The sequence below is a fragment of the Streptomyces sp. NPDC001544 genome (assembly GCF_042894285.1).
Taxonomy (GTDB): domain Bacteria; phylum Actinomycetota; class Actinomycetes; order Streptomycetales; family Streptomycetaceae; genus Streptomyces.
In genome coordinates, this window is record NZ_JBIAVN010000004.1 from 373,682 (window position 1) to 395,010 (window position 21,329).

Annotated in this window: 20 protein-coding genes, 1 tRNA gene and 1 pseudogene; 12 read left to right on the forward strand and 10 right to left on the reverse strand. The window is 69.5% G+C overall.

The features are described 5' to 3' along the window. Nucleotides 1-505: 505 nt before the first annotated feature. A complete protein-coding gene (locus tag ACFY0F_RS14565; protein ID WP_388793044.1) occupies nucleotides 506-1,522 on the reverse strand; it encodes a hypothetical protein in 1,017 nt (338 codons plus the stop codon). A 907-nt stretch (nucleotides 1,523-2,429) separates the two neighbouring features. Here ACFY0F_RS14565 and ACFY0F_RS14570 point away from each other — a divergent pair. The 3 genes from ACFY0F_RS14570 (at nucleotide 2,430) to ACFY0F_RS14580 (ending at nucleotide 5,257) form a co-directional block, all read left to right on the forward strand. Then, nucleotides 2,430-2,792 carry an SNF2-related protein gene (locus tag ACFY0F_RS14570; RefSeq protein ID WP_388793046.1) on the forward strand — a complete coding sequence of 121 codons (363 nt, stop codon included), beginning with the start codon at nucleotides 2,430-2,432 and terminating at the stop codon, nucleotides 2,790-2,792. Between the two features lie 15 nt (nucleotides 2,793-2,807). After that, nucleotides 2,808-4,145: a helicase-related protein gene (locus ACFY0F_RS14575; RefSeq protein ID WP_388793048.1), complete on the forward strand. Its 1,338-nt coding sequence runs from the start codon at nucleotides 2,808-2,810 to the stop codon at nucleotides 4,143-4,145. 158 nt (nucleotides 4,146-4,303) lie between these two features. Then, on the forward strand, nucleotides 4,304-5,257 hold the full coding sequence (locus ACFY0F_RS14580) for an FAD-dependent oxidoreductase (RefSeq protein ID WP_388793050.1): 954 nt from the start codon (nucleotides 4,304-4,306) through the stop codon (nucleotides 5,255-5,257). Nucleotides 5,258-5,318: 61 nt separating this feature from the next. On the opposite strand, the pseudogene ACFY0F_RS14585 reads toward ACFY0F_RS14580, so the two are convergent. Then, nucleotides 5,319-5,468, reverse strand: a pseudogene (locus ACFY0F_RS14585) (IS5/IS1182 family transposase); the annotation flags it as partial. A 163-nt stretch (nucleotides 5,469-5,631) separates the two neighbouring features. Between ACFY0F_RS14585 and ACFY0F_RS14590 the strand changes: the two are divergent. Further along, the gene (locus ACFY0F_RS14590; protein WP_388793051.1) at nucleotides 5,632-6,777 is read left to right on the forward strand and encodes a hypothetical protein; all 1,146 of its coding nucleotides are present in this window, start codon (nucleotides 5,632-5,634) and stop codon (nucleotides 6,775-6,777) included. A gap of 182 nt (nucleotides 6,778-6,959) precedes the next feature. Here ACFY0F_RS14590 and ACFY0F_RS14595 read toward each other — a convergent pair. Beyond that, nucleotides 6,960-7,033, reverse strand: a tRNA-Pro gene (locus tag ACFY0F_RS14595). Between the two features lie 100 nt (nucleotides 7,034-7,133). Then, nucleotides 7,134-8,060, reverse strand: a complete 927-nt coding sequence (locus ACFY0F_RS14600) for a metallophosphoesterase (protein WP_388793053.1) — start codon at nucleotides 8,058-8,060, stop codon at nucleotides 7,134-7,136. Between the two features lie 93 nt (nucleotides 8,061-8,153). On the opposite strand from ACFY0F_RS14600, the gene ACFY0F_RS14605 reads away from it, so the two are divergent. Continuing rightward, nucleotides 8,154-8,621 (forward strand): GatB/YqeY domain-containing protein, encoded by a 468-nt coding sequence (locus ACFY0F_RS14605; RefSeq protein WP_388793055.1) that lies wholly within the window; start codon nucleotides 8,154-8,156, stop codon nucleotides 8,619-8,621. A 92-nt stretch (nucleotides 8,622-8,713) separates the two neighbouring features. Here ACFY0F_RS14605 and ACFY0F_RS14610 read toward each other — a convergent pair whose 3' ends face one another. Continuing rightward, nucleotides 8,714-11,017: a transglycosylase domain-containing protein gene (locus ACFY0F_RS14610; protein WP_388793057.1), complete on the reverse strand. Its 2,304-nt coding sequence runs from the start codon at nucleotides 11,015-11,017 to the stop codon at nucleotides 8,714-8,716. A gap of 568 nt (nucleotides 11,018-11,585) precedes the next feature. Here ACFY0F_RS14610 and wblA point away from each other — a divergent pair. Continuing rightward, the gene (gene wblA / locus ACFY0F_RS14615) at nucleotides 11,586-11,924 is read left to right on the forward strand and encodes a transcriptional regulator WblA (protein WP_388793059.1); all 339 of its coding nucleotides are present in this window, start codon (nucleotides 11,586-11,588) and stop codon (nucleotides 11,922-11,924) included. A gap of 11 nt (nucleotides 11,925-11,935) precedes the next feature. On the opposite strand, the gene ACFY0F_RS14620 is transcribed toward wblA, so the two are convergent. Together ACFY0F_RS14620 and ACFY0F_RS14625 are read right to left on the reverse strand one after the other, a co-directional pair. After that, nucleotides 11,936-13,270 (reverse strand): ArsA family ATPase, encoded by a 1,335-nt coding sequence (locus tag ACFY0F_RS14620; RefSeq protein ID WP_388793061.1) that lies wholly within the window; start codon nucleotides 13,268-13,270, stop codon nucleotides 11,936-11,938. Beyond that, the gene (locus tag ACFY0F_RS14625) at nucleotides 13,267-14,244 is read right to left on the reverse strand and encodes an ArsA family ATPase (protein WP_388793063.1); all 978 of its coding nucleotides are present in this window, start codon (nucleotides 14,242-14,244) and stop codon (nucleotides 13,267-13,269) included. The genes ACFY0F_RS14620 and ACFY0F_RS14625 overlap by 4 nt, the downstream gene beginning before the upstream one ends. Before the next feature lie 72 nt (nucleotides 14,245-14,316). Here ACFY0F_RS14625 and ACFY0F_RS14630 point away from each other — a divergent pair, with 72 nt between their 5' ends. The 4 genes from ACFY0F_RS14630 to ACFY0F_RS14645 all read left to right on the forward strand — a co-directional run bounded on the left by ACFY0F_RS14630 (nucleotide 14,317) and on the right by ACFY0F_RS14645 (nucleotide 16,752). Then, a complete protein-coding gene (locus ACFY0F_RS14630; RefSeq protein WP_003991873.1) occupies nucleotides 14,317-14,475 on the forward strand; it encodes a DUF4177 domain-containing protein in 159 nt (52 codons plus the stop codon). After that, a complete protein-coding gene (locus tag ACFY0F_RS14635) occupies nucleotides 14,475-14,939 on the forward strand; it encodes a RidA family protein (protein WP_388793065.1) in 465 nt (154 codons plus the stop codon). Before ACFY0F_RS14630 ends, ACFY0F_RS14635 begins: the two co-directional genes overlap by 1 nt. Nucleotides 14,940-15,007: 68 nt before the next feature. Beyond that, complete coding sequence (locus ACFY0F_RS14640) at nucleotides 15,008-15,925, forward strand: NUDIX hydrolase (RefSeq protein WP_388793067.1); 918 nt, start codon at nucleotides 15,008-15,010, stop codon at nucleotides 15,923-15,925. Continuing rightward, on the forward strand, nucleotides 15,922-16,752 hold the full coding sequence (locus ACFY0F_RS14645; RefSeq protein ID WP_388793069.1) for an MBL fold metallo-hydrolase: 831 nt from the start codon (nucleotides 15,922-15,924) through the stop codon (nucleotides 16,750-16,752). Before ACFY0F_RS14640 ends, ACFY0F_RS14645 begins: the two co-directional genes overlap by 4 nt. Before the next feature lie 47 nt (nucleotides 16,753-16,799). Here ACFY0F_RS14645 and ACFY0F_RS14650 read toward each other — a convergent pair whose 3' ends face one another. The 3 genes from ACFY0F_RS14650 to ACFY0F_RS14660 all read right to left on the reverse strand — a co-directional run bounded on the left by ACFY0F_RS14650 (nucleotide 16,800) and on the right by ACFY0F_RS14660 (nucleotide 19,465). Beyond that, nucleotides 16,800-17,621, reverse strand: coding sequence for a nucleotidyltransferase domain-containing protein (locus ACFY0F_RS14650; RefSeq protein WP_388793071.1), 822 nt, complete (start codon nucleotides 17,619-17,621; stop codon nucleotides 16,800-16,802). A gap of 63 nt (nucleotides 17,622-17,684) precedes the next feature. After that, complete coding sequence (locus ACFY0F_RS14655; RefSeq protein WP_388793073.1) at nucleotides 17,685-18,710, reverse strand: PQQ-binding-like beta-propeller repeat protein; 1,026 nt, start codon at nucleotides 18,708-18,710, stop codon at nucleotides 17,685-17,687. Between the two features lie 80 nt (nucleotides 18,711-18,790). Continuing rightward, nucleotides 18,791-19,465, reverse strand: a complete 675-nt coding sequence (locus ACFY0F_RS14660; protein WP_030734182.1) for a Crp/Fnr family transcriptional regulator — start codon at nucleotides 19,463-19,465, stop codon at nucleotides 18,791-18,793. A gap of 275 nt (nucleotides 19,466-19,740) precedes the next feature. Here ACFY0F_RS14660 and nth point away from each other — a divergent pair, with 275 nt between their 5' ends. Beyond that, on the forward strand, nucleotides 19,741-20,577 hold the full coding sequence (gene nth / locus ACFY0F_RS14665; RefSeq protein ID WP_388793075.1) for an endonuclease III: 837 nt from the start codon (nucleotides 19,741-19,743) through the stop codon (nucleotides 20,575-20,577). A 52-nt stretch (nucleotides 20,578-20,629) separates the two neighbouring features. Continuing rightward, the gene (locus ACFY0F_RS14670) at nucleotides 20,630-21,325 is read left to right on the forward strand and encodes an NUDIX hydrolase (RefSeq protein WP_388793077.1); all 696 of its coding nucleotides are present in this window, start codon (nucleotides 20,630-20,632) and stop codon (nucleotides 21,323-21,325) included. Nucleotides 21,326-21,329 lie beyond the last annotated feature (4 nt).

The following is a 21,329-nucleotide window of genomic DNA, read 5'->3' on the forward strand; positions in this document are numbered from 1 at the left end:
TTCCGGAACCACTCGTTTCGTTCCGCCTCCCTGGCTGCGAACACGCGTTCGGCCCTGCGGTACACGACAGAGAACACCTCCGGGAGGTCCTACGGGGCCGGTGCGATGGCCTGCGGCTGCTCCGTGATTACGTCCTGCGAGCTCGGTCGCATTTTGACAGCCAAGCCTCGCACCCAATCCATCCTGAGACGATCAATCAGGCGACTGGGAATAATCATTCTTCAACGTCGAGGGGAGTGGTGCCGCCGGGCGGCCGGGCTGATCGGTGACCGCCGCGTAACGCCGCTCCAGCAGGACGATTCGGTTGGCCAGTCTTCTCGGAGCTTCCAACCTCGCGGCGACACCCTGTCACTTGCCAACGCAGACGTCGGTGTTCGAGGACGGCCTTCCAGAGATCCAGGCGGTGGCGAGAGTCCTTCGGGAATGTGAAGCGGAGGACCCCCAAGACAACGGCAGCTACCAGCACGGGTGCGGACCCCGGGTGGTCGGTGAGGAACGGCATGGATCAGCCCTTCCCATCGCACAAATCGAGCGAGGCGGTGCCCAGCACCACTCGGTAGGTGTCACCGTGGCGGGTAAATCCAGCACCCTTGACCCCGGCTTCCCGGTGGGTCAGGGCCAGAGCCAGGTCGCGAGGTTCGGGATAGCCGGTCCAGCGGTACTCCCATGAGTCGCCGGCGCCCCAGAGTCGACGTACGGGACCGTGCCGGATCACTTCTGGTTCCTTCCGGCGTTCGACTCCGGAGCGCTCCAGAGGGTCCCAGGACAGACTGGTCGCCCAGTGGCCACGCCGATCAACCAGGTTGTAGCGGGAAACGAGACCTGCCAGCAGAGTGGTGGCCTCTCCCGAGATCGGGGGGACCGCTGCCAGAGCGCGGCGCTCCTGCGTGGTGAGGTCGTTGTCCAGCGTGAGATAGGGGTGCCGGGGCACGAGGCTGCGCTTGTTGCCGCGTCGACATCCGGCCGGGTCACCGGTGATGGTCAGCAGCGCACCGGTGGGCAGATGGCGCAGACAGACGGAGCGCTGCCCATGGCACGTGTAGCTGACCTCGTGCCGTAGTCCGGGGATGCCGCGTGATTTGGCCCCCTCGGTGGCCAGCAGCCGGGTGGCCACGTTCTCCGGGGCGCGCTCCGCCACTATCACCAACTGGTCCCTGCGGGGCGACATCACTGGGTCGTACGAGGCGACAACCGAGTAGTTCCACTTCGCCGTCGGACCGGTGTACACGTTGCCGTTGAAAAGCGCGAGCGCTAGTAGGGCACGGAAGGCGCGCTGGTCGTCCGAGCAGTCGTCCAGGCCCAGTCCGCGGGTGTCGCTGCTGATCGCGGATCGGGCAGCGGCTTTGCTCTCCCCGGTGTACTGGACGCGAAGTGAGATCCGCTCCTTGGGCGCCATGGTGTGGACGGGGAGTCCGCCCAACTCGCGCGCGGCGGTCAACCGTGCCTGTTGGAAGGGGACGACGTCCCCGGTCTCGCGCCGGATACGGCGTGCGAGTGTGGCGATGTCCCTGTCGAGCGTCATGTCCGGCTCCCGGTGGGCGCGTATCAGTGCTCCCGCCCACTGCGCCCCATAGGAGGAACGGCAGTTTTCAATCACGCGCGCCCGGCGGCACTTTGCGCCCTCAACCCTGGGTAGTTGCGGGAGGAACCCAGGTCCGACGTAACGGCGAGCGTGGTCGCCTGAGACCGGAGCATAGCGCCTTGAGGGGGTGTGGGCGAGGTATGAGTCGGAGACCCCAACCGCACCGTCATCGGCGCCCACCTGCGCGCAAGGGCGTCAAGTGAGGAGATCCGGCTGAAAGCCTGCTATCGCTGAACTCAGTTACGTGTGTTCAGTGGCAGCGGGGGTGCCTGCGCCGCACTGGAGGCGGAACGCGAGGCGGCCGCCGGGGAAGGCGGCTGCCTGGCTGTCGCTCGTGCTGCCCTGACCGACCGACCCGCATCTGTTCCAACCGCCCCTTGCGCCCGTGGCTACGGGGGTCGGAGTCGCGCCCGCGCGCCCCCCTTCGTGCTCTTCATATTGGAAGTAGCAGCGAGATACAGTAATTTGACACCCCATTAGTAAGTCGCAGGTGGGGGAACCGCGGCTGGCCGAGGGGGAGGGACCAGAGCATGGCTTATCCACGTGCGGTGGGTTGGCTCCTGGCCAGTCTCGGCCGGGTTCCGGCGGGTCTTGAGGCTGACGCATAAGCATGCAGGCCCCAGGCACGTTTGAGCGTGGTCAGAGAGTAAGGGTCCAGGCCGCTGGCGTACCGGAGTTCGCCACGGTCAGGTTCGCCCTGCCCGGAGATCAACCGGGGTCATGGGACCTCATCCTGGTCGACGACGAAGACCGTCGTCACGAAGTGAATCTGGCAGCTGGAGACACGGAGACCGTGCGGCCTCTCGTCAGCGACGGGAAGGCTGACTCTGCACGTGTGCTGGCGGCCATGTGGACACAGTGGATGAACGCCGCGGCGACCAACGCCGAGTCCAGCGCGATGGCAGCCACACCGCTGAAGCCGTACGCGCACCAGACGACGGCCGTCTACGGAGCGATGCTTCCCCAGCCCCTGCTGCGTTTCCTCCTGGCTGACGAGCCGGGTACCGGAAAAACGATCATGGCCGGTCTGTACCTGCGTGAGATGCAGAGGCTCGGCCTGATCAAGCGGGCGATCATCGTGTGCCCGGCGAACCTCGCCACGAAGTGGGTGGACGACTTCCAGCGGCTGCTGGGGGGCGGTCTGCGCCAGTTAACCTCAGCCACGGTGCGTGAGGACGCCCTGAACTCCAACGACCTGTGGGTGGTTTAGCTCGAGTTAGCAGCGGTGAATCCCGCGGTACAGGACGCCATCCGGCCGGACAAAGCTGGCTGGGATTTGGTCGTCTTCGACGAGGCGCACCGGCTGACTCCGACTGCCGCCGGATTCCACCAGGTCGGACGGCTGCTGGCCAAGAACACACCGCGGGCGCTGCTGATGACGGCAACGCCCCACCGAGGCAAGGAGTGGCTCTTCCGGCACCTGCTGCACCTGGTCGACCCGGAGATCTACCCGGATCCGGGCAGCGACGCTAACGTCGAGCTCAGTGCCCTGCGCCCTGGCCCCATCCACTTCTTGCGGCGGATGAAGGAGGACTTGGTCGACTACGACGGCATGACCCGGTTGTTCAAGGGCCGCACGGCGCACAACCACAGCGTCCCGCTGTCGCAGACCGAGTACGGCTTCTACAAGGCCGCCCTGGAAATGGTCGACCGGTTCTTCCCTCCGGTGGCGCAGCCGCTTGCCCGCATGGTCTACGGCAAGCGAGCAGCCTCCAGCCTCTACGCTCTGGCCCAGACGCTGCGCCGACGGCATGAGCACATGGGGGCGATGAGCGAGGCTGAGGCGGCGCTCATCGCCGACCGTGAGGACCACGGTGACGAGGCCGAGGTCGACGAGGCCAAGGTGATCCATACGGTCTCGGCTTCTACGCGGGCGGAGCGAACTGCGATCAACAGCCTCGTGCAGCAGATCGAGGCAACGCTCAACGACTCCCGCTGGCAGCCGTCTAAGTGGAAGCGGCTCACCGACGACTGCCTGGCACCCCACGGGATTCACCCCGGAAGCGGTGATCAGGCTGTGGTCTTCACCGAGTATGCCGACTCTGCCGAGTGGATCGCCCGGCAGCTCCAGGACCAGGGATACAGCGCCCAGCTCTACTCCGGCCGCCAGAGCAAGACCGAACGTGACGAGGCGCGCAAGGCATTCATGCGCGGCGAGTTCCAGATCATCGTCACCACCGATGCCGGCAACGAGGGCATCGACCTGCAGGCCGCGCACGTGCTCGTGAACTACGACATCCCGTGGTCCTTGGTCCGCCTCGAACAGCGGATGGGCCGCATCCACCGCGTGGGTCAGCAGCGCGACGTCTACCTCTACAACCTGGTCGCCACCGACACCCGGGAAGGCGTGACCTTGCTGCGCCTCCCGGACAACTTCGTCACGGCCGCGAACGAACTGCGCGGCCAGATGTTCGATAGCCTGTCGGTGGTCGCCGAAATGACCGGAAGCCGAGTTCGTTCAGCCGGCGTATCCGACGCTCTGGAAATCCCTCACGGTGCCTGGGCTTACTACTCTGATCCGGTCCTGCAATCTCGCTGTCGCTACCGTTTCTGGGCTCAGTGAGGATCGTCCGTGCCCGGCGGGCGGTGAAGGCGTTCGCGTACTCGCGCACTGCCTAAGGCGGTTGCGGCGGTTGACCGGTGCCGATTCGGGAATCCAGCGGTTCAGTGCGATCAGGATGGCTCGGTGATTCATCGGACCCGGCCGTTAGGGTCAGGTTCATGACCGCAGGGGAGCGCGTTGTCGTTGTCGGGGCTGGGGTGGCTGGACTCACCACGGCCGTCGTTCTCGCCGAGGCCGGGGCTTCGGTGCACGTGATCGCCGAGCAGGTGCCGGGGGTCACGTCGCTGGCGGCCGGGGCGATGTGGGGGCCTTACCTGGTCGAGCCGAAGGACAAGGTCGACCAGTGGGGACAACGGTCCCTGGAGATCTTCCGGGAGCTGGCCCAGGACCCGGCGACAGGCGTCCGGCTCACCAGTGGCATCGAGGCATCCCGCACGGCCGAAGCCGCGCCGGACTGGGCCACCACATTGCCGGGTTTCCGACCGTCCCAGCGGGCCGAACTACCGGCCGGGTTCACGGCGGGCTACCGGTTCACCGTGCCACTAATCGACATGCCCACCTACCTCGACTACCTCCTGCGCCGGCTCCGCGATGCCGGGGGTGTGGTCAAGCAGCGACGGCTGACCTCGCTCACGGACGCCGGTCCCGCTTCGGCGATCATCAACTGCGCGGGCCTTGGCGCACGCGACCTGGTTCCGGACCCTGCCCTCCGGCCCATCCGCGGCCAGCACGTCGTCGTCACCAACCCCGGGTTGACCGAGTTCTTCTCTGAGGACACCGGCCTCTCGCCCGATCTGCTGTGCCTCTATCCTCACGGCGACACCGTCGTCCTGGGCGGCACGGCGATCGACGGCGAGGGCGATCTGGCCCCCGACGACAAGGCGGCGGTCGGCATCTTCGCCCGCTGCGCCGAAGTGGAACCCCGCCTCGCCGAGGCCCGCGTCATGGAGCACCGTATCGGCGCTCGGCCGACCCGTGCCACGGTCCGTGTGGAGGGTGAACTGTGGGAGGAGGGCACCGTGGTCGTGCACAACTACGGGCACGGTGGCGCTGGCGTCACGCTGTCGTGGGGGTGTGCGGAGGAAACGCGGGACCTGCTTTCAGCCCAATGACCTGAGACTCATGGGCGGTGCGGGCCGCACGCGCCTTCCACGATGACGAGGGAGGGTCCGCGGCCCGCTTCCGGACTTCACCGCGTGCAGCATGACGACGGCCCTCGAGGCTGGCCTGCCATGGAGTCGCCAACTCCTCAACCAACCGGGCTATATGACGCCGAGATCCCCCCGTGAACACCCGATGCGCCAGCACCGCCCGATTGACCATGATCGCCACAGTCGGGTCATGCCACCACCCAAGCGCGACACCTCACCCGCTATCACGCACCAACTCGTAAGCCTTCTCCGCGTCCGGACCTCCATGACTGGAGGGGTGGGAAATCAGGAGGAACCCACTCCTCGAAGAGGTGTGGGCTGCCAGGCTCTGAGGCGTGAAATATGTAGTGACGGTAGACGCCCACATCCCGGGAGGCATCCCGGAGTTGGATCCGCTTCAGCGCGTCGGTGCTGTCGCGCTCATCGAGGACGGTTTCGACTCGGTCGAGGCCATCGAGGGCACCGACGGTGTCGAGGTCGGTCTGCTCGACAGCATTGTGGCCGTTCACCCAGGGGGAGCGCTCCTGAAGGTCGTCGTGGACGCCCCGGCGTTGGAAATGGCCGAGAGTGCTGTGCGTTCCATCGTGGAGGAACTGCTGGAGCGGTCCGAATTGCTGGCCGACTGGACGATTGCCCGATGCGAGGTCGCATTGCATCCGAAGCTCGCCCTGGAGAGCCTCGACGCCGCAGACGGACCCGATATTCCGCCGTCCGATCCGGCTGCGCGCAAGGCCAGGCACGGCGAGCACCCTGGGGCCGGGAGTGGCGAGGACGAGTACGACGCGGAGGCGAAGGCTGAGGAGGTGCGCCAGCAGATGCTGGCGTTGGCCGGTGAACTGCGCTCGTTTTCCCCGGTGATGTTCGGTGTGCCGGATGAGGAGGAGAACGAGGAGGCGGAAGAGGGCGAGGGCGGCTTCTCTGTATCGCCCGAGGACGCCCGTCTGGCCGCCGGCGCGCTGGTGTGGGCGACCGACGTCTTGGTGGACCAGCTCTTCCAGGACGTGCAGACGCTCGCGGAAGAGGAGACCACCGCTGCGGAGTGCGACGGGAACCTATGGCACCTGGAGGACCTTCCCGCGCGGTATGCGCTCCAATACGACAGCCTGTTCGCCCGCCGCTTCCTGGTGGCTGTGGTCGCCATGACCACGCACTTTACGGACGGCAGTTTCCAGCGCTTGAGCTGTGTCGCCGAGGAGCTCGCCCTGAGGCTTCTGCTGAACGAGGCCCACGTGACCTTGGAGACCTTCGGGCTGCTCGACGACGGTGTTTCCGCCGCGTTGGAAGTGTTCGCCAACAACGTCTACGAGGACATGGACCACGAGTGGCTCTACGACGACTCCATGGATGGGATCGATGAAAGTCCCATCGGCGAGGTCCTCCGAGTTGCGCCCATGGGGTTCAAGGCGTGGTTCTCCCCGTTCAACAAGGGCAGGTACGTCCACCCGTATGCGGCGGACGAACCAGAAGCCGCGGCGTCGTAGATCCGATTCGCGAACGTGCAGCTTTGAGCCGCCCTGTCCGACCTGCGGGTCGCGGCAGGTGCCGGATCCATCTGGGAGAAGCCGGACAAGATCTTCTCCCAGATTTCTCCCAAGCGGTCCCGGAAACCACTCAGGGGCCCGACCCGCTAAGCGGATCAGGCCCCTGATCTGGTACTGCACTGTCGGGGTGGCGGGATTTGAACCCACGGCCTCTTCGTCCCGAACGAAGCGCGCTGCCAAGCTGCGCTACACCCCGATGTCGCTGCTTGTCGCGGCGACGACGTTTACTCTAGCCCACTGGGGGCCGGAGACGAAATCGGGTTTCGTGGCGGTGGGCGGGGGCCGCGTAGGGGGGGCTAGTCCCGTGCCACCAGGGTCAGCAGCGTGGCCTCCGGTGGGCAGGCGAACCGGACCGGGGTGTAGCGGCTCGTGCCGCATCCCGCCGAGACGTGGAGGTAGGACGTACGGCCGTCCGCGGTGTGGGTGGAGAGGCCCTTCACGCGGTCCGTGTCGAGGTCGCAGTTGGTGACGAGGGCGCCGTAGAAGGGGATGCACAGCTGGCCGCCGTGGGTGTGGCCGGCCAGGATCAGGGGGTAGCCGTCGGCCGCGTACGAGTCGAGTACGCGCAGGTACGGAGCGTGCACCACGCCCATGGAGAAGTCAGCCGACGCGGACGGGCCGCCGGCGACGCGGGCGTAGCGGTCGCGTTTGATGTGCGGGTCGTCCAGGCCGGTGAGCTCCACGGAGACGCCTTCGATCTTGAGTTCGCCCCGGGTGTTGGTCAGGTTCAGCCAGCCTGCCGCGTCGAAGCCGTCGCGGAGGTCTTCCCAGGGGTTGTGGATCGCGCCCACGACGGGCGGGTTGCCGTTCAGGCCGTGCCGGCCGCTGGTCTTCTCCAGGAGGTAGCGGGCGGGGTTGCGGAGCCTCGGGCCGTAGTAGTCGTTGGAGCCGAAGACGTACGCGCCGGGGAACTCCATCAGGGGGCCCAGGGCGTCCAGTACCTCCGGGACACCCTCGGGGTCGGAGAGGTTGTCACCCGTGTTGATCACGAAGTCGGGGCGCAGGCCCGCCAGGGAGCGCAGCCACCGCTGCTTCTTGCGCTGGCCGCCGACCATGTGGATGTCGGAGACCTGGAGCACGCGCAGCGGTCGCATCCCCGGGGGCAGGACGGGCACCGTCACCCGGCGGAGGCGGAAGGAGCGGACCTCGACGCCCGCCGCATAGACCAGACCGGCGGCACCGGCCGCCAGAACTCCCAGGGGTACTCCGTATCGCGCGCGCATACCTCCATCGTGTCAGACCGTGACGAGGCATCGAGAACGGCCGCCCCGTAAATCGGCGGGCGTTCGCGTCACCGGACCTGCGACAATCGAGCCATGACCACCACGCTCAAGTCGAAGCTGCAGGACGACCTCAACGCCGCGATCAAGGGGCGCGACGAGCTCCGCTCCTCGACGCTCCGGCTGACGCTCGCCGCGATCACCAAGGAGGAGGTCGCGGGCAAGGAGAAGCGCGAGCTCTCCGACGACGAGGTGCAGAAGGTGATCACCCGGGAGGCGAAGAAGCGGCGCGAGGCCGCCGAGGCCTTCGCGCAGGGTGGTCGTACCGAGCAGGCCGAGCGGGAGAAGGCGGAGGGCGAGGTGCTCGCCGCGTACCTGCCCAAGCAGCTGTCCGACGAGGAGCTGGACGCGATCGTGGCCCAGGCCGTCGAGGAGGCCAGGGCCGCCGGTGCCGAGGGGCCGCGGGCCATGGGCGCCGTGATGAAGATCGTGAATCCGAAGGTGGCCGGCCAGGCCGAGGGCGGCCGGGTCGCCGCCGCGGTCAAGAAGCTGCTGGCGGGCTGACGCGGCCGCGCACGACGAAACCGGATCGACGAAGGGGCCGCGCCCCGGGGAACCCCCGGGGCGCGGCCCCTTCGTCGTCCGCCGCGGTGCGGTCAGCCCCTCGGGCCTCCGTGGCCGTTCCCGTTGTTCCCTCCGTTGCCCTGCCCCTGGATGAAGTTCTCGGGGAAGGAGAAGGTGGGGTTCGGGAAGCCGGTGTTGTCGCCGGTGGTTCCGCCGTCGTTCGCTCCGCCGATGAGCCCGCCGATGAGGCCACCGTTGTCGTTGCCGCCGCCGTTTCCGCCGTTGCCGCCGTTGCCCTTCCCCTTCCCGTCGTCCCTTCCCTTGTCCGGGTCCGGGATGTTGACGAGGTTGAAGTCCGGGGCGTCCTTGCCGGCCAGGGCGCCGTCCATGGCGTCCTTCCAGATGGGGCCGGGGACCTGACCACCGTACACGAGGCTGTGGTAGACCCCGCCGATGGTGATGTTGGTCATCTTCACGTTCTGCTTGGCGCTGCCGACCCAGACCGCGCCGGCCAGGTTGGGCGTGTAGCCGACGAACCAGGCGTTCTTCCGCTCGTCCGTCGTACCCGTCTTACCGGCGCTCTCGCGGTCGCTGAGGCCGGCCTGCTTGCCCGTGCCGGAGTCGACCACGCCGCGCAGCAGGGTGTTGACCGTGTCGGCGGTCTTCTCGCTCATCGCGCGCGAGCACGTCGACTTCGGCACCGCGAGCGACTTCTGCTCGTCACCGACCTTCTGGCTGATCGACTCGATGGCGATCGGGGTGCAGTACATGCCCCGGTCGGCGAAGGTGGCGTACGCGCTGGCCATCGTCAGCGGGGACAGGCCGATCGCGCCGAGGGCGATGGAGGGGTTCTCGGGGAGCTTGTCGCCGTTGCCCTGCACCACGTGCAGCGCGTCGGTCATCTTCTCCACCGGGCACAGGCCGATGTCGGAGATGAGCTGCACGAAGTAGGTGTTGACGGACTTCGCCATCGCCTCCTTCATACGGAACGGGCCGACCTCGGACTGGCTCTCGTTCTCCACCGTGTACGAGTGGTCGTTGACCCACGGCTTGCTGCTGCAGGTCTGCACGGGGCTCGGGTACGGCATCTTGTACGGCGACGAGTACTCCTGCGTCGCGGGCTTGCCGCCCTCGATGGCGGCAGCGGCCACGAACGGCTTGAAGGTCGAACCGGTCGGGAAGCCGAAGTTCGAGCCGCCCATGTCGCGGTTGACGGAGTAGTTGTACTCGGTCTCGTTGCTGCTGTAGCCGTACGGCTTCGACTGGCCCATCGCCAGGATCTTGCCGGTGCCCGGCTCCACCAGGGTGGCGGCCGCGGCGACCCGGTCGGACTTGTAGACGTGGTCCTTGAGGGAGGCCTGCACCGACTCCTGGGACTGCGGGTCGAGCGTCGTGCGGATGGTCAGGCCGCCCTTGTTCCAGAGCTTGGCGCGCGCCTCGCGCGTCTTGCCGAAGGTCGGGTCGGTGAGGAAGACGTGCTCGACGTACTTGCAGAAGAAGGCGGCGCCCTTGGTGGCGGTGATGCAGCCGTTCTTCGGTTGGCTGGCGTGCAGGCCGAGCGGGGTCTTCTTGGCCTTCTCGGCCTCCGCCGTCGAGATGTCGCCGACCTGGGCCATGCGGGTGAGCACGACGTTGCGCCGCTTGGTGGCCTCGGCCTCGTCGTTGACGGGGTCGTACCGGCTCGGGGACTGCACGATGCCGGCCAGCAGCGCCGACTCCTGCAGGTTCAGGTCCTTGGCGTGCTTGGAGAAGTAGCGCTGCGCGGCCGCCTCGACGCCGTAGGCCTGCTCGCCGAAGAAGGTGATGTTCAGGTAGTTCTCGAGGATCTTCTTCTTGCCGAGCTTGTCCTCGAGCTGGATGGCGAACTTCAGCTCGCGGATCTTGCGGCCCAGCGTCTGCTGGGTGGCCTGCGCGACCTTCGTCGGGTCGTCGCCGGCCTCCTCGATGAAGTAGTTCTTCACGAGCTGCTGGGTGAGCGTGGAGGCGCCCTGGGCGACCCCGCCTTCCTGCGCGTTCTTGTTCAGGGCGCGCAGGATGCCCTTCAGGTCGACCGCGCCGTGCTGGTAGAAGCGGGAGTCCTCGATGGCGACGATCGCCTTCTGCATGTACGGCGACATGTCCTTGAGGTCCACCACCGTACGGTCCCGGGAGTACACCGAGGCGATCTTGTGGCCGGTGCTGTCCAGGATGGCGGTGCGCTGGCTGAGCTGCGGGCTCTTGAGGTTGGCCGGGATCTCGTCGAAGCCCTGGACCGTGCCCTTGGCCGCGAGTCCGAGCGCGCCGGCCGCGGGCAGCGCGATGCCGGCCATCACCGCTCCCGCGAGCACACTGACACCGAGGAACTTGGCGGCCTGCTGCGTGGCCGTCAGGCCACCGCCCGAGCGCTTCTTTGGCATGAGGGCAGCCTAATCCGTAGTCGTGCGTTCCGACGGAGCGGCTGCTTCTCGGGATGTTCCAGTGCCGGATCGTGACCTCGGCGGGCAGGCGGCACCGCGACAAGACGCGCGTGTCCGGCGAAAAGACGGCGGCACCGCGACAAGACGGCGGCACCGCGAAGAGAGGCGCCTACCTTCTCATTCGCCGGACACGCGCGACAGCCTTGGCCTAAGCTGCTCTCAACTGTCACAGCAGTGAGGCCACGTATCAATACGTCCCGCGACCCCGAATCGTTCCGGATGTAGCCCGACTTTTTCGCGGGCGGCGTGTCCGAATCCGCCTCTTGTGTCACCCGGTGCCCGTTGTGACGCACCATAGCTGTACCGGTTTGCCGGAATGATCACGCATGTCACCAGCTCACTCCCGCGGGTGATCTGCCGCTTACCCATAGTCCGTTCGGGCCATTCAAGATTGGGCCCGAAGGGGGTGTTGCGCTGTGCCCACCTTCCGTAACGTCCTCAACTGGCGGCGGTGAATATGCCGCTGCCGCCGTGGGGGAGCCTCGATTCGGGAGAGGACGGCGCCGGTATGGGCTGGGTAATCGACTGGAGTGCGCAGGCTGCCTGCCGCACTACCGATCCGGATGAACTGTTCGTTCAGGGAGCAGCGCAGAACAGGGCCAAGGCGGTGTGCACCGGATGCCCGGTACGCACCGAATGCCTGGCCGACGCGCTGGACAACCGCGTCGAGTTCGGCGTGTGGGGAGGCATGACGGAGCGCGAGCGCCGTGCACTGCTGCGCAGGCGGCCCACCGTGACCTCCTGGCGCAGGCTCCTGGAGACCGCGCGCTCGGAGTACGAGCGGGGGACCGGGATCGTGCCCCTCGACAACGACGAGGTGTACGAGAACTACGCGGCCGTGAGCTGACCGCCAGGGGTCTAGGACCTGTCCTGGGAGAGCTCCGGCCGGCCGGCCGCCAGCCGGTCACCGATGCCCCGCAGTCCCGCCAGGTCGTGCACGTCGCCGGGCAGCGCGGCCACTTCCACCACCGCCACCTCGGGGTGGAGCGCGGTGAAGCGGTCACGCGTGCGCTGCTCGCGGGAGAGCAGCTGCATGCGCTCGGCGTGCAGCCTCAACAGGCCCTCGGCGAGCCGGTCGACGGACGGGTCCGCCGTGGGGGATTCCGCCGCGGGCTGCTGCGGCGCCGCAGCGTCCGGCGCGGCAGAGGATTCTGAACTGCCGTGCGTGTCGGGAGAGTTACGAAGTCCAGCTTTCCCGCCCCCCTGATCCACAATGCGGGGCTCTTCAAGATTTTCCGCGGCGGCCAGCGCACGCTCGGCCGACAGCCCGTCGGCCCCGCTGCCGTGGACCCGGTTGAGCACCAGCCCGACCAGCGGCATGTCCTCCGCGGCCAGCCGCTCGACGAAGTACGCGGCCTCGCGCAGCGCGTCCCGCTCCGGGGCCGCCACCACCAGGAACGCCGTGCCGGGCGCCTGCAGCAGCTTGTACGTGGCGTCCGCGCGCGTACGGAAGCCGCCGAAGGTGGTGTCCATGGCGGCCACGAACGTCTGGACGTCCTTCAGCAGCTGACCGCCCAGCAGCTTGCCCAGGGTGCCGGTCATCATCGACATGCCGACGTTGAGGAAGGCCATCCCCGCGCGCCCGCCCAGCTTCGCGGGAGCCGTCAGCAGCCGGATCAGCCGGCCGTCCAGGAAGGAGCCGAGTCGTTTCGGCGCGTCCAGGAAGTCCAGCGCGGAACGCGACGGCGGTGTGTCGACGACGATGAGGTCCCACTCGTCCTTCGCCCGCAGCTGCCCCAGCTTCTCCATCGCCATGTACTCCTGCGTGCCCGCGAAGCCCGCCGAGAGCGACTGGTAGAACGGGTTGGACAGGATCGCGGCCGCCCGCTGCGGATCGGCGTGCGCCTCGACGACCTCGTCGAAGGTGCGCTTCATGTCGAGCATCATGGCGTGCAGTTCGCCGTCGCCCTCCGTGCCCTTCACCCGGCGCGGCACGTTGTCCAGCGAGTCGATCCCCATGGACTGGGCCAGCCTGCGCGCCGGGTCGATGGTGAGGACGACCACCTTGCGGCCCCGCTCGGCGGCCCTCAGCCCGAGCGCCGCCGCGGTGGTGGTCTTGCCGACCCCGCCCGAGCCGCAGCACACCACGATCCGGGTCTTCGGGTCGTCGAGCAGCGGATCGACGTCGAGCACGCGCGCGGGGGAGAGGCGGTGGCGTGCGGTGTCCTGCGCCTGGGTCGGGTCCGGACTCATGACATCCCCTGATTCCGCAGTTCGTGGGCGAGTTCGTACAGGCCCGCCAGGTCCATGCCCTCGGCGAGCAGCGGCAGCTCGTGCAGCGGCAGGCCCAGCTCGCCGAGGACCGCACGCTGCTCCTGCTCCAGCGCGTACCGTTCGGCGTACTCCGCGGCCTGCTCCAGCAGCGGATCCACCAGCCGTTCGGCACTCCCGCCCCGACGCGCCCCGCCCAGCCCGGCGGCGGACAGCGACCGGGCCACGGCGGTGTGCTCCACGGTCCGCACGAGTTCCAGATCGGCCTCGTCCAACACCTCGGGCCGGACCATGTTCACCACGACCCGGCCCACCGGCAGCCGCGCGGCCCGCAGCTCGGCGATCCCGTCCGCGGTCTCCTGGACCGGCATCTCCTCCAGCAGCGTCACCAGGTGAACGGCCGTTTCGGGTGACTTCAGGACCCGCATGACGGCCTGCGCCTGATTGTGTATCGGGCCGATCTTGGCGAGGCCTGCGACCTCGTCGTTGACGTTGAGGAAGCGGGTGATGCGACCGGTCGGCGGCGCGTCCATGACCACGTAGTCGTACGCGAACCGACCGGTCCGGTCCTTGCGCCGCACCGCCTCGCACGCCTTCCCGGTGAGCAGGACGTCCCGCACGCCGGGCGCGATGGTGGTGGCGAAGTCGATGGCGCCGAGCTTCTTCAGGGCCCTGCCCGCGCCACCCAGCTTGTAGAACATCTGGAGATAGTCCAGAAGGGCCAGTTCGGGGTCTATGGCGAGCGCGTACACCTCCCCGCCCCCGGGAGCCACCGCGATCTTCCGTTCCTCGTAGGGCAACGCCTCCGTCTCGAAGAGCTGTGCGATGCCCTGCCGGCCCTCGACCTCGACGAGAAGCGTCCGCTTCCCCTCCGTGGCCAAGGCCAGCGCGAGTGCGGCGGCGACCGTCGTCTTTCCGGTCCCGCCCTTGCCGCTGACGACCTGGAGCCTGCTCACGTCTTCGAGCCTAACCAGTCAGCCCGCGGGCTACGCGGGAGGCTGTGGATAACAGGGGCTACAGTCGGCCACATGACCAAGTGGGAATACGCAACCGTGCCGCTGCTCGTCCATGCCACGAAGCAGATTCTGGACACCTGGGGCGAGGACGGCTGGGAGCTCGTCCAGGTCGTGCCCGGGCCGAACAACCCCGAACAGCTCGTGGCCTACCTGAAGCGGGAGAAGCAGTGATGGGGGCCGTCGAGGAGCGGCTCGCCGAACTGGGGCTGACCCTTCCGGAGGTCGTGCCGCCGCTGGCCGCCTACCAGCCCGCCGTGCAGTCCGGCCCCTACGTCTACACCTCCGGCCAGCTGCCGATGGTGGAGGGCAAGCTGCCGGTCACCGGCAAGGTGGGCCTGGAGGTCACCGCCGAGGAGGCCAAGGAGCTGGCCCGCACCTGCGCGCTGAACGCCCTGGCCGCCGTGAAGTCCGTCGCCGGTGACCTGGACCGCATCGCGCGTGTGGTGAAGGTCGTGGGCTTCGTCGCCTCGGCCGCCGACTTCACCGGCCAGCCGGGTGTCGTCAACGGCGCCAGCGAGCTGCTCGGCGAGGTCCTCGGGGACAAGGGCGTGCACGCGCGCAGCGCGGTGGGTGTCGCCGTGCTGCCGCTGGACGCGCCGGTGGAGGTCGAGGTCCAGGTGGAGCTCGTCCCGTAACTCTCCGGGATGTGCCCTGGCCCCGGGCGCCCCTCGAACATTCGCGCACCACGGGATAGCCTCCGGCCATGGCGAATGGGCAGTGGTATCCACCGGAGTGGCCGGAACGCATCCGCGCGTTCGCGGCCGGCACCCTCACGCCGGTGCCTGCCCGGCGCGCGGCCACGGTGATGCTGCTGAAGAACGCCGACACCGGCCCGATCGTCCACATGCTGCGCAGACGCGCCTCCATGGCCTTCGCCGGAGGCGCGTACGCGTATCCGGGTGGCGGTGTCGACCCGCGGGACGACGACCGCGACATCCGCTGGGCGGGCCCCACGCGCGCGTGGTGGGCCGACCGGCTCGGTGTCGAGGAGGCCGGTGCCCAGGCGATCGTCTGCGCGGCCGTCCGGGAGACCTTCGAGGAGGCGGGCGTCCTGCTCGCCGGTCCCACCCCCGACACGGTCGTCGGTGACACCACCGGCGCAGACTGGGAGGCGGACCGCGCCGCCCTGGTCGCCCGGGAGCTGTCCTTCGCGGAATTCCTCGACCGCCGCGGCCTGGTGCTGCGCTCCGACCTGCTGGGCGCCTGGGCCCGCTGGATCACCCCCGAGTTCGAGGCCCGCCGCTACGACACGTGGTTCTTCGTGGCCGCCCTCCCCGAGGGCCAGCGCACCCGGAACGCCTCCACGGAGGCCGACCGCACGGTGTGGATCCGGCCAGGGGACGCGGCCGCCCGGTACGACAAGGGCGAGCTGCTGATGATGCCGCCCACCATCGCCACCCTGCGCGAGCTGTCCCCGTACGGCACCTCCGCCGAGGCGCTGGCCGCCGCGCCCGCGCGCGACCTGACCCCGGTCCTGGCCCGGGCCCGCCTGGCCGACGGCGAGATCGTCCTGTCCTGGCCCGGCCATGACGAGTTCACCAAGCACGTCCCGACACCGCCGACGCCACCGACATCGCCGACGCCACCGGCACCCCCGACGCCCGGAGGAAACCCCGCATGACCGACGCAGCAGCCCTGCCCGGGCAGCCCCGGGGCGGCGTCCTGTCGGGGCCGGCCACCGAGCGGGCCGTCAACGTGCTGGCGCCCAACGCGTCCGCGATGACCCTGGACGGCACGAACACCTGGATCGTCTCCGAGCCCGGCTCCGACCTGGCCGTGGTCGTCGACCCGGGCCCCCTGGACGACGGCCACCTGAGCGCGGTCCGGGACGCCGCCGAGGAGGCCGGCAAGCGCGTCGCCCTCACCCTGCTCACCCACGGCCATCCCGACCACGCCGAGGGCGCGGCCCGGTTCGCCGAGCTGACCGGCACCAAGGTGCGCGCGCTCGATCCCGCGCTGCGGCTCGGCGACGAGGGACTGGCCGCCGGGGACGTGATCACGGTCGGGGGCCTGGAGATGAGGGTGGTGCCGACCCCCGGCCACACCGCGGACTCCCTGTGCTTCCACCTCCCGGCGGACCGGGCGGTCCTGACCGGCGACACCATCCTGGGACGCGGTACGACGGTCGTGGCCCATCCCGACGGTCGCCTGGGCGACTATCTCGACTCGCTGCGGCGCCTGCGGTCCCTGACGGTCGACGACGGTGTCCACACGGTGCTCCCGGGCCACGGTCCGGTCCTGGAGGACGCCCAGGGCGCCGTGGAGTTCTACCTCGCCCACCGTGCCCACCGCCTCGCCCAGGTGGAGACGGCCGTCGAGGACGGCTACCGCACCCCCGGCCAGGTGGTGGCCCACGTCTACGCCGACGTGGACCGCTCCCTGTGGCCGGCCGCCGAGCTGTCGGTACGGGCCCAGATGGACTACCTGAGCGAGCACGGGCTGATCTGAACGCCCCCTGGTCCGGCCTCTGGTCCGGCCTCGGGGCCTTGACCCCGTCAGTCCGGCCTCGGGGCCTTGACCCCGTGCACGCGCGCGTACTCCGCCGCGAGCCAGGGCCCGAGGTCGTCGACGTAGGACCGCAGGACCTCCGGGTCGCCGACGGGCTCGTAGCCGTACTCCGCGGCCGTACGCATCTGCCGGGCGCGCTCCGGGTAGTACGCGCCGAACACCTCGGCCATCTCCCGCAGATCGCTGGTCCAGCCCTGCCAGCGGGGCATCACGAGGGTGAACCCGGTGCGCACGAGATGCCGTGACATGAACCGCACGAGCGGCCGCCGGGCCTCTTCACGGTCCCCGGCGTCCGCGATGCGCCGCCGCCAGCGGGGCAGGAAGAGCGCGAGGTCGCCGTTGGTCTCCCGGGCCAGCAGCGAGTCGGGCCGGTAGCGGGGGAGGAACGCGGCGAGGTCCTCCCCGAGCAGCGGGGTGCACAGGCAGGCCACGAACCACCCCAGGTCGTACCGCTCCATGTCGCTGAGCAGCCGCTCCCGGCCGAACAGCAGCGTCCCGACCCCGTCGATCTGCGGGAACCCCGCGTCGAGCCCCTCACCGAGGACACGGGCCGCCTCCCGGTCCGCTTCCGACGGCTCCTCCCGCAGGGCGACCAGCAGATCGAGATCGCTGCGCCCCACGCGCGCGGTGCCACGCGGGATCGACCCGTAGAGGTACGCGCTGTGCATCCGGGCCCCGAAGGCCTCCGCGAGACGGTCGCGGGCTGCGTTGATGACGGGGCGGAAGGCGTCCGGGACCCGCGCGAGGGAGCCCTCGCGCTCCAGGTGGCCCCGGGCGTCGACGCCCTTCGGGGGAGGCGGTTCCGTCATGCGGTCACTGTGCCGCGCCGGGGGCGCCGGGGCAGGTGGTTTACGGCCGGGCCCGGTGGCACGTCACCGCCAGCGGAACACCCGCAGGCGGCGCGTGTCCCCCCGGGAACGGCAGGCCACGGCGACGACGTCCCCGTGCGCGGCCACGAGAGGGTCGTAGGCGTGGCCGCGCGCCCTGCGCCAGGCCACGACCCGCCCGTCCGACGGGTCGAGGACGCTCAGCCGGTTGCCGTACCCGTGCAGGACCAGCAGCCAGCCGCGGTGGGCGAGCGGGACGACCGTGGAGGCGTCGGATCTCGTCCGCCACTCCCACAGCGGCTCGCCGGAGGTCACCGAGTAGGCGCCGAGCCGTACGTAGTACTCCTTCTCCAGCTCGTCCACGGGCACCACCTGTACGGCGACGACATCGCCCGTCACCGCGACCTGCTCGCCGAACTCCGCGCAGTCGGGAGGCAGCCGCAGGGGAACGCCGTCGACGGACAGCCGTGGCCGGCCGCGACTGCCGCGTGCCTCCAGGCGGGCCACGAAGGGCGCGGCGCGGATCACCGCCTCGGGCTCGGAACGCCCGTCGGTCAGCTTGCGCGACCACCGCGTCCGGCCCGTGCGCACGTCGTCCACCCGCAGCTTCGGCGCATCGCGCCACTTGTCGACCACCGTCGCGAGCCGACCCGCGCCCAGGGCCACCTCGCAGTGGTACTCGCCGAGGTTCCCCAGCCTCTCCGCGTCCTGCCTGCGGGTCCAGGCGACCGTGCCGGAGGCCGTGTCCAGGGCGGTCAGATCGACGTGTCGCACGTCGCGCGCGCCGTCGTCGTAGTGCAGCACCACGCCCACGCCGTCCTCGACGTCCGGCGACACCACCCGGACGACGTCCTCACCCGGCGGCCGCCAGGTCCACAGGAGCGCCCCCGTGGTCACGCTGTAGGCGTCCAGCCGGCCGAACCGGGCGAGGACGACACAGGCATCCGTCACCCACAGCCCCACGGGCCTGTCCAACCCGCCCTTCTCGTACGGCGTCTGCCACAGCCGCTGCGCCGAGCGCCACCAATCGGAGCGCGTCCAGACCGATTCCGGCGCCTTGTCCTCGACCATCCCCCACCCCCGCGAGTCCGTCGCAGGGTACGTGAAAGGCCCCACCTCACGGCAGGGCCTCACGCGCGTGTGCGGGTGAATCAGCGCGAGCGCTTCGCCAGTCGCTCCACGTCCAGCAGGATCACCGCGCGCGCCTCCAGGCGCAGCCACCCGCGCTGGGCGAAGTCCGCCAGCGCCTTGTTCACGGTCTCGCGGGAGGCGCCGACCAGCTGGGCCAGCTCTTCCTGCGTGAGGTCGTGGACGACGTGGATGCCCTCCTCCGACTGCACGCCGAAGCGGCGCGAGAGGTCCAGCAGGGCGCGGGCGACGCGTCCCGGGACGTCGGAGAAGACCAGATCGGACATGGCGTCGTTGGTCTTGCGCAGACGGCGCGCGACGGCGCGCAGCAGGGCCCCGGCCACCTCGGGACGTACGTTCAGCCAGGGCTGGAGGTCGCCGTGGCCGAGACCGAGCAGCTTGACCTCGGTCAGCGCGGTCGCGGTCGCCGTGCGCGGGCCCGGGTCGAACAGCGACAGTTCGCCGATGAGCTCGCCGGGGCCCACAACGGCCAGCATGTTCTCGCGTCCGTCGGGGGAGGTGCGGTGGAGCTTGACCTTGCCCTCGGTGACGACGTACAGCCGGTCACCGGGGTCGCCTTCGTGGAACAGTGAGTCACCGCGCGCGAGGGTCACCTCACTCATGGAGGCGCGGAGCTCCGCGGCCTGCTCGTCGTCGAGCGCCGCGAAGAGCGGGTTGCGCCGCAGAACGTCGTCCACGAGTTCTCTCCCTTGTCGACCTGCTCAGGGGATCTTGCTCCCCCGTTGCCAGGGGACCGTGTTCCCCATTTTGCCGGACGATCCAAACAGTGTGATCTGTCACAAGGATGCCGCACGGATGTCCCGGGGTAAGCGGCAGGGGTCCAATCGGGGGCCGATCTTCCGGGTCCGGCGCGGATGTCGGTGCCGGGCTTTAGGCTGGCCGGGTGTCCAAAACGCCGGTGAGAGCACAGGCCAAGGGGGCTGCGCGGGTGGTTGTACGTCGAGATTCCGCTGTGGGCGAACAGAACCCCGGTGGTAATAGGAAAACAGTCAAAGCAGCTAAAAAGGTCCCGGCGGACGAGTCGCGCACCGCTCTGGTCCGCAGGGCCCGACGCCTCAACCGGGAGCTCGCCGAGGTCTACCCGTACGCGCATCCGGAACTGGACTTCGAGAACCCCTTCCAGCTCCTGGTCGCCACGGTCCTGTCCGCCCAGACCACGGACCTGCGGGTCAACCAGACCACACCCGCGCTCTTCGCCAAGTACCCCACCCCCGAGGACCTGGCCGCCGCGAACCCGGAGGAGGTCGAGGAGATCCTCCGCCCCTGCGGGTTCTTCCGGGCCAAGACCAAGTCGGTCATAGGGCTGTCCAAGGCCCTGGCCGAGCAGTTCGGCGGCGAGGTCCCCGGCAGGCTGGAGGACCTCGTCAAGCTGCCCGGCGTCGGCCGCAAGACCGCCTTCGTCGTCCTCGGCAACGCCTTCGGGCGGCCCGGCATCACCGTGGACACGCACTTCCAGCGGCTGGTGCGGCGCTGGAAGTGGACCGAGGCGACGGAACCGGACAAGATCGAGGCCGAGGTCGGCGCGTTGTTCCCGAAGAGCGACTGGACGATGCTCTCGCACCACGTGATCTTCCACGGCCGCCGCATCTGCCACGCCCGCAAGCCCGCCTGCGGCGCCTGCCCCATCGCCGCGCTCTGCCCGGCGTACGGCGAGGGCGAGACGGACCCCGAGAAGGCCGAGAAGCTCCTGAAGTACGAGAAGGGCGGCTTCCCCGGCCAGCGCCTGAAGCCCCCGCAGGCCTACCTCGACGCGGGAGGCAGGCCGGCGCCGCCGCTGGGGGCCGTATGACGGCACGATCCAGGACGGCCAGGGTGTTGAACAGAGCGGAACGGGGGTGGGTATGAAGCACGCCGGCGACACGCGGGGCGGCTCGGTGACGCTCAGCAAGGAGGGCCTGCCGGACTGGTTGGACCCGGTGGTGCGGGCCGTGGAGACGGTCGAGCCGCTGCAGCTCAGCCGCTTTCTGCCGCCCGAGGACGGCCGAGGCCGCCAGTCCGCCGTGCTGATCCTGTTCGGGGAGGGCGACCGCGGTCCCGAGCTGCTGCTGATGGAGCGGGCGAGCTCGCTGCGCTCCCATGCCGGGCAGCCCTCGTTCCCCGGCGGCGCCCTCGACCCCGAGGACGGCGACCCGGCAGGCGACGGGCCGCTGCGCGCCGCCCTGCGCGAGGCCGAGGAGGAGACCGGACTCGACCCGTCGGGCGTCCAGCTCTTCGGCGTACTGCCCAGGCTCTACATCCCGGTCAGCGGCTTCGTCGTCACCCCGGTGCTCGGCTGGTGGCGCGAGCCCAGCCCGGTGGGCGTCGTCGACCCGAACGAGACCGCCCGGGTCTTCACCGTGCCCGTGGCGGATCTCACGGACCCCGCCAACCGCGCCACCGCCCTGCACCCCAGCGGACACCGAGGTCCGGCATTCCTGGTCGAATCGGCCCTCGTCTGGGGCTTCACCGCCGGGATCATCGACCGTCTGCTGCACTACGCGGGCTGGGAGCGCGACTGGGACCGGGAGCAGCAGGTCCCGCTCGACTGGCGGTCATGACAGG